The following is a 6,577-nucleotide window of genomic DNA, read 5'->3' on the forward strand; positions in this document are numbered from 1 at the left end:
AGCATCAGTTGAGCTTCAGCCCGGTGAAACGCACGAGGCCGTCCGGATAGGGCACGAAACCCGTGATCTTCTGGCTGTAGGCCCAGAGCAACTTGCGGTGCAGGATGTAGATCCCGGGCCGATCCTTCAGGACCTGATCGGCGAGCGCCTTCCATGCGGCCTTGCGTTGGGCCGGGTCGACGGTGCCCCGCTCGGCCTGGAGGGCCGCATCGGCCTCCGGGCTGCAATATTTGGGATAGTTCAGCGCCGCCTTGCAGGCGAGGAAGCTGAAGGTGTTGCCGTCAGGATCGGAGCGGCCGCTCCAGGAATAGAGCTGCGCCTCGTAATTGCCCTTGTCGGCGGCATCCAGCGCGGTGGTGAAGTCCACCGCCTGGATCTTCACGTCGAACCCGGCCTCCTTGGCCATGGCCTGGATCACCTGCCCGGTCCGCGGCGAGTCGCTGTCGGCGTAGACGGTGAGCGTGATCTGCGGGTTCGGCTTGCCGGCCTCGGCCAGCAGCGCCTTGGCTTTGGCCACATCCCGCTTCGGGATCGGGTATTCGGCGACGTAGTTCGGATTCTTCGGGTTGACCCACTGGTTCCCGGCCAGGAACTCACCGTTGTAGACCACTTGGTTGATGGCGTTGCGATCGAGCGCCGCCTCGAGGGCTGCCCGCACCTTTGGATCTGCCACCGGCGAGCCGGCCTTGTTCGGGTTGAGAAGAATTTCCAGGAAGCCGAGCTCGTAGGTCGATTCGATCTTCAGCTTGGCGTCGCGCTTCACCTGCGCCACGTCGGTGGGGGCGAGCCGCTCCAGAAGGTCGAGTTGCCCGGCGCGCAGGTTGGTGAGCCGCACCGTCGCGTCCGGGATCGGCCGGAACTCGATCCGCTGGATGTGGATCGCGTCCTTGTTCCAATAGTCGGGGAAGCGCTCGACCACGATCCGGTCCTGCGGCACCCGCTCGACGAACCTGTAGGGGCCTGCGCAGACCGGAGCGCTGGCGAACTTGTCGCCGAGCCGCTCCGCGGCCTTCGGCGAGATCATCATGCCGGCCCGGTCGGTGAACTGCGCGAGCAGCGGCGCGAACGGCTGCTTCAGGTTGATCCGGAAGGTGAGGTCGTCGACCACATCCACGGAGTCGATCGGCGCGATCTCCGAGCGACGCTGCGAGCCCGGCAGCTTCATGTGCCGCTCGATCGAGAACTTGGCCGCCGCGGCGTCGAGCTTCTCGCCGTCGTGGAACAGCACGCCCTGGCGCAGGTGCATGGTCAGCGCCTTCTCGTCGGGGGAGAGTTCCCAGGAGGTGGCAAGCTGCGGCACAGGCTTCAGGTCCGGCCCGATATCGACGAGCTTGTCGCACAGAGCGGCGAAGACCATCCGGCTCGCGAAGGTGCGGGCGAGCGTCGGATCCAGGGCGTCCGGATCCTCCATCATGCCGTAGCGCAGGGTCTGCGCGGCGGCAGGGCCGGCGAAGGCGAGTCCGGCGAGGAGGCAGGCGGCGAGACGCAACATGGGACCGGTCCGGTGGCGTGCGAAGGTGGCGGGAGGGATCGGCCACGCCGACCCATGGGCGGTCGACACTGTCGCGTACCGCCGTGGCATGCACAATCCCAGGCAGCATCCATGCCAGCTGATCAACACGCATCTTGTATACAGCTGTCTGCCCCGGGCCGGCGCGGGGCCGTGCCGCTCCGCCGCGACCGCGGCGTAGACGCGATTCAATCGGGCTGGGATAAGTTGAATTGTACGGATTTCCGGAACAGGCCGGCAAATTGTTCGACCGCACAAGGTCGGACATGTATTCCTAATGATGACGCAGGTATGATGGTCCGACGGCACATCGTCATGTTGCCGGCGTTGTGCTGGAATCAGCGGCGTCGCGACTTCTACGCTGTGACGGCCGACGTCTCGACGGAGGGAATCCGGTTCCGCTCCTCCTCCCGCCTCGCGGCCGGGGAGGATCTGACCTGCAGCATCCGCCATGTCGGGACGCTGGAAGCGCGCATCGCCCGCGTGGCCGGCCAGGAGTTTATCGTCTCCGTCCGGGGAGGGCGCGCGATCGTCACCGACCTTGTCCGTCAGTTCGTGACACTGGCGCGGGCTCAGGATCTGCGGCAGGAACCGATCCGCGTCGATCGGCGAATCGTACCGAAGCAGAAGATCGTTCAGGTGACGACCGCGTCCGGCGAAGCGTTCAACGGCCATGTGCTGAACGTCTCGGCCTCCGGTGTCGCGTTGCTCGTGGACCACGCGCTGGAGATCGGGGCGACGATCCAGGTGGGACGGAAATCCGCAACGGTGATGCGCCACTTCACGCACGGCGTCGGTGCCGCCTTCTTGGAGCCCTTCGCGCCGGCCGCGGTCCACGAAGCGATGTCGCTCTGAAGCGTCACCCCCTCGCAGAGGTGGCGCGACGGCGCTACATCTTGTCGGGTCCAGCGAAGGATCCCCGATGAAGCGTCTGCTCTCCACCCGAACCGCCGCGCCCCTGACGCTCCTGCCGGCTGCACTCCTGTTTCTTCCCCAGGCGGCGCTCGCCCATCCGGGACACGGTGCCGCGACGGGCGCCGAGGCGGGCTTTCTCCATCCGCTGATGGGCGCCGACCACGTTCTGGCGATGGTGGCGGTCGGCCTCCTCGCGAGCCTGCGCGGCGGACGCGCGCTCTGGGCGCTGCCGCTGTCCTTCCTGGGGCTGATGTGTGCGGGTGCGGGTCTCGGCCTGGCCGGCTTCGCGCTGCCCTATGTCGAGGCCGGGATCGCACTCTCCATCGTGGTCTTCGGCCTCGCCGCCATCGTCGGCCTCCGCGCGCCGGTCGCCCTGCTCGCTACCCTGGTCGGTGCCTTTGCGGTGTTCCACGGCTACGCCCACGGGACCGAGATGCCGGAGACCGGCTCCGGCGTGGCCTTCGGTTTCGGTTTCCTGGCGGCCACCGCGCTCCTGCACGCGGCCGGGATCGGACTCGGAGTTGCGGCGACGCGGGTTGGAGCCATGCGGGCGGCGCCGGTGCTCGGTGCCGCCATCGCCGCGGCCGGCTTCGCCCTCTTGGCGCTGCCGGCCTGAGCGCGGCGGACGACCCGCCCCCCGGGCGCCCGCCCTGCGCCGGCGCGGCGCCGCGCCTGAGCATCCGCATCGATTTCGGACCGGGGCACCGCCTCGGTCCCGGAAAGGTGCGGCTGCTTGAGATGATCGCCGAGCACGGCTCCATTTCAGGCGCCGGCCGCGCGCTGGGGATGTCGTAACGGCGGGCGTGGCTGCTGGTCGAGGCGATGAACACCGGTTTCGGCCGACCGGTGATCCAGGCGCAGACCGGCGGCCGGGCCGGGGGAGGCGCCCGCCTCTCGCCCCTCGGAGCCGAGGTCGTGAGCCGGTACCGGGCCGCGGAGGCGGCCGCCGATGCTGCGGCCGCTCCGTTCTTGAGCCCCCTCGGGCAGGCCGAGGACGCGTAACCGGTTCGGGCGTGGGGACGAACCCGGCTGCGATGTCACAGGCCCCTCGGGGCTGACCTCGCCGCTTTCCGCCCCACGTCCCGCCGGTCGCAACAATCCCGGCGGCAGGAAAAGGACCCACCATGACGAAGTTTGCGACGCTCGCCCTGATGAGCCTGCTCACCGCGGCCACCGGCGCGCAGGCGGCCCAGAAGGTCGAACGCCTGCGCGGAACCGTCGAGGCGGTCGCGGGCGGCGGCTTCACGCTGAAGACCCTCGACGGCGCATCGGAGCCGGTCACGCTCGCTCCGGACGCCAAGGTCTCCTGGGTGGTCCCGTCCAGCCTCGACGCCATCAAGGACGGCGTGTTCATCGGCACCGCCACCAAGGGCGAGCCGCCGGTGGCGCTGGAGGTGGTGCTGTTCCCCGAAGCGATGCGCGGCACCGGCGAGGGCCATTACGACTGGGACATGATTCCCGATCACACGGCCGGCGGCGCGTCGGTGAAGAGCGCCATGACCAACGGCACCGTGAAGGCCGACATCCGGTCCACGGCCCCGGACGCGCCCCGGGTGAAGAGCGCCATGACCAATGGCACCGTGAAGGCGACCGGCGGCGGGGCGGAGCGGACGCTCACGGTGGATTACGGCCAGGGTCAGTCCCTGCAGGTTCTGGTGCCTCCGCAGGCGCCGGTCGTCAGCTTCGAGCCGGCCAGCGCCTCGGCGCTCGCCCCCGGCGCCAAGGTCTTCGTGATTGCGGCGCGGGGTGACGACGGCCGCTTCACGGCCCGGCGCGTCGCGGTCGGCAAGGACGGCCTGACGCCGCCCATGTGAGGGGGCGCTGAGCCGCAATCATCGCGGCGGCCACCCGACGCCCGGGCACGGGCGAATCGCCCGACGCGAGACGAGAGGCTCGGCCCCCGAATGGCGCCGGGCCGCCGGATGCCCCGACAGGCGGCATATCCGCTGCTCAGGACAGCATTCGTGCACATTCGGCAGACCGTTGCCGACTAAATCACCCTGAAAATGTTGCCACGCCGCAACATCGCGCTGGAACTGCCAAGGCGGCCGCGAATCCTCGTTGCTCGCCGAAACCCGTTCGCACATGGTGATCGTGCACGGGGGCATCGCCAAGCGAGAGCCCGCAGGAGCCTGCCACCTAAGACGCAGGCCTAACCTACAAAACGTGCGGCTAGACCCGGACAACCGGGCACGTCCGCATCATTGGGTCTCGAAGCTTTGGAGATGTCTATGAAGCTCTTGAAGAGCTCGTTGCTCGGGTCTGCTGCCGCGTTCGCGGCGGTGGGTGCTGCGCATGCCGCCGACCTGCCGGTCAAGAAGGCGGTTCCGATCGAGTACGTCCGCGTCTGTGGCGCCTACGGCGCCGGGTTCTTCTACATCCCCGGCACCGACACCTGCCTGCGCATCTCGGGCCGCGCCCGGTTCGAGGGCGGCTACATGACCAGCTACTCGCGCCAGTTCGGCAACCCCGGCGACACGTCCGGCTACCAGGGCCGCCTGCGCATCAACATGGATGCCCGCACCCAGACCGCCTACGGCACCCTGCGCGCCTTCGTCCGCCTCGATGCCGGCGCCCGCACCGGCTATTCCGGCGTCGGCACCTCCGGCACCCAGCAGCGCATCGGCCAGGCCTATCCGGGCATCGGCATCGACAGCTTCAGCCGTGACCAGCAGTTCATGAACGTCGACAAGGCGTTCATCCAGTTCGCCGGCATGACCGCCGGTCGCGCCTCCTCGTTCTTCGACTTCTACGCTCACGACTTCGAGTTCGCCGGCGCCACCGCCGGTTCGGACATCGCCTCCACCAACCTGCTCGCCTACACGGCGACCCTCGGCAACGGCCTGTCCGCCACGATCTCGGCCGAAGACCCGGTCTTCCGCCGCAGCCCGATCTACTCGCCGACCAACAACCCGGCCGGCATCACGACCAACGGCGCGATTGCCGTCTTCGGCCAGACGAACTCGCCGGCTCCGGTCTTCATCGGTTACACCAACGGCCTGCCGACCCGGTACAGCCAGGTCGACGTGATCCAGCGCTCGCGGATGCCCGACGTCGTCGGCGCCCTGCGCCTCGATCAGGCCTGGGGCTCGGCCCAGCTCACCGCCGCCGTGCACGAGCTGAACGTCGGCAACGTTCAGAACGGCGCCGGCACCGGCACGGGTTCGAACGTCAGCATCCCGCACACCAGCAACTCGTATGGCTGGGCGGTTCAGGGCGGCCTGAAGATCAACACGCCGTTCATCGCCCCGGGCGATGCCCTGTACCTGCAGGGTGCCTACGGCTCCGGCGCGCAGCTCTACACCGGCTACTCCGCCTTCAGCGGCTCCTACTCGCAGAACGCCGCGACGATCCAGGGTCAGAAGTTCAGCCAGTTCTTCAACGACGCGACGGTCAACCCGTTCACCGGGCAGATGGAGCAGTCGACGAGCTTCACGATCGTCGCCTCGTACCTGCACTACTGGACGCCGGAATGGCGCTCGGCCTTCTTCGGCTCCTACGGCGAGATGGACTTCCGCAGCGGCGCTCGCGCCGCACAGGGTGCCATCTTCAGTCTGGTCAATCCCGGTGGAACGAACTCCTTCGGCGCCAACGCCGTCGGCACGCCGGGCACGACCTTCTACAACCTCAGCGAGGCGCTCCGCGACACCTACCAGTTCGTGGCGGGCGGCAGCATCATCTGGTCGCCGGTCAAGGACCTGGATATCGGTGTCGAGGGCTACTACACCCAGATCGGCGTGAAGAGCGGCCGCGTCATCGACAAGGACAAGAGCCCGACCGCCTACGCCAACGTCGCCGGCATCAACAACGGCACGTTCGTGCCGCGGACCACGACGTCGGACGGCGTGTCCTCGTTCCGCTTCCGCGTCCAGCGCGACTTCTAAGCCGCTTTACCGGCGCCGAGGCTCCGGCCTCAGCGCCGGTCCCCGTGCTTCAGGGACCTCAAGGCTCGGCTTCGGCCGGGCCTTTTTCATTGTGCGCAGCCGTTCCGACCGCGCGCGACGGCCCGGTCGACCGCGCTGGCTGAACACTCCGCCGCGTTGAGCGCGTCTGGCTGCGACCCGGCGCCGGTTGGACTCGTTCCCGCCACGCGAGACGGCGCGTTCCGTGGAAGCGCGACCGCGCCGCGGCGGCGCGCCGCCCTGCGCGTCC

Annotated in this window: 5 protein-coding genes and 1 pseudogene; 5 read left to right on the forward strand and 1 reads right to left on the reverse strand. The window is 68.7% G+C overall.

Going from position 1 to position 6,577, the window contains the following annotated elements:
- Positions 1 to 4 precede the first annotated feature (4 nt).
- Positions 5 to 1,492, reverse strand: a complete 1,488-nt coding sequence (locus tag AC1DXK_RS21500; protein WP_457105794.1) for an ABC transporter substrate-binding protein — start codon at positions 1,490 to 1,492, stop codon at positions 5 to 7.
- A gap of 171 nt (positions 1,493 to 1,663) precedes the next feature.
- On the opposite strand from AC1DXK_RS21500, the gene AC1DXK_RS21505 reads away from it, so the two are divergent.
- The 5 genes and pseudogenes from AC1DXK_RS21505 (at position 1,664) to AC1DXK_RS21525 (ending at position 6,309) form a co-directional block, all read left to right on the forward strand.
- The gene (locus AC1DXK_RS21505) at positions 1,664 to 2,365 is read left to right on the forward strand and encodes a pilus assembly protein PilZ (RefSeq protein WP_477299010.1); all 702 of its coding nucleotides are present in this window, start codon (positions 1,664 to 1,666) and stop codon (positions 2,363 to 2,365) included.
- A 67-nt stretch (positions 2,366 to 2,432) separates the two neighbouring features.
- The gene (locus AC1DXK_RS21510; RefSeq protein ID WP_457105796.1) at positions 2,433 to 3,041 is read left to right on the forward strand and encodes a HupE/UreJ family protein; all 609 of its coding nucleotides are present in this window, start codon (positions 2,433 to 2,435) and stop codon (positions 3,039 to 3,041) included.
- 62 nt (positions 3,042 to 3,103) lie between these two features.
- Positions 3,104 to 3,427: pseudogene (locus AC1DXK_RS21515) on the forward strand (winged helix-turn-helix domain-containing protein).
- A 122-nt stretch (positions 3,428 to 3,549) separates the two neighbouring features.
- The gene (locus AC1DXK_RS21520) at positions 3,550 to 4,239 is read left to right on the forward strand and encodes a metal ABC transporter permease (RefSeq protein WP_457105797.1); all 690 of its coding nucleotides are present in this window, start codon (positions 3,550 to 3,552) and stop codon (positions 4,237 to 4,239) included.
- Positions 4,240 to 4,656: 417 nt separating this feature from the next.
- Entirely contained in the window at positions 4,657 to 6,309 is a 1,653-nt protein-coding gene (locus AC1DXK_RS21525; protein WP_477299013.1) for a porin, read from the forward strand.
- Positions 6,310 to 6,577: the final 268 nt, after the last annotated feature.

The sequence above is a fragment of the Methylobacterium sp. P3_A11 genome (assembly GCF_056403155.1).

Bases quoted from the DNA above. Each gene is read 5' to 3' on its own strand.
- AC1DXK_RS21500 (WP_457105794.1), bottom strand. From the start codon at position 1,492: ATGTTGCGTCTCGCCGCCTGCCTCCTCGCCGGACTCGCCTTCGCCGGC.
- AC1DXK_RS21510 (WP_457105796.1), top strand. From the start codon at position 2,433: ATGAAGCGTCTGCTCTCCACCCGAACCGCCGCGCCCCTGACGCTCCTG.
- AC1DXK_RS21520 (WP_457105797.1), top strand. From the start codon at position 3,550: ATGACGAAGTTTGCGACGCTCGCCCTGATGAGCCTGCTCACCGCGGCC.
- AC1DXK_RS21525 (WP_477299013.1), top strand. From the start codon at position 4,657: ATGAAGCTCTTGAAGAGCTCGTTGCTCGGGTCTGCTGCCGCGTTCGCG.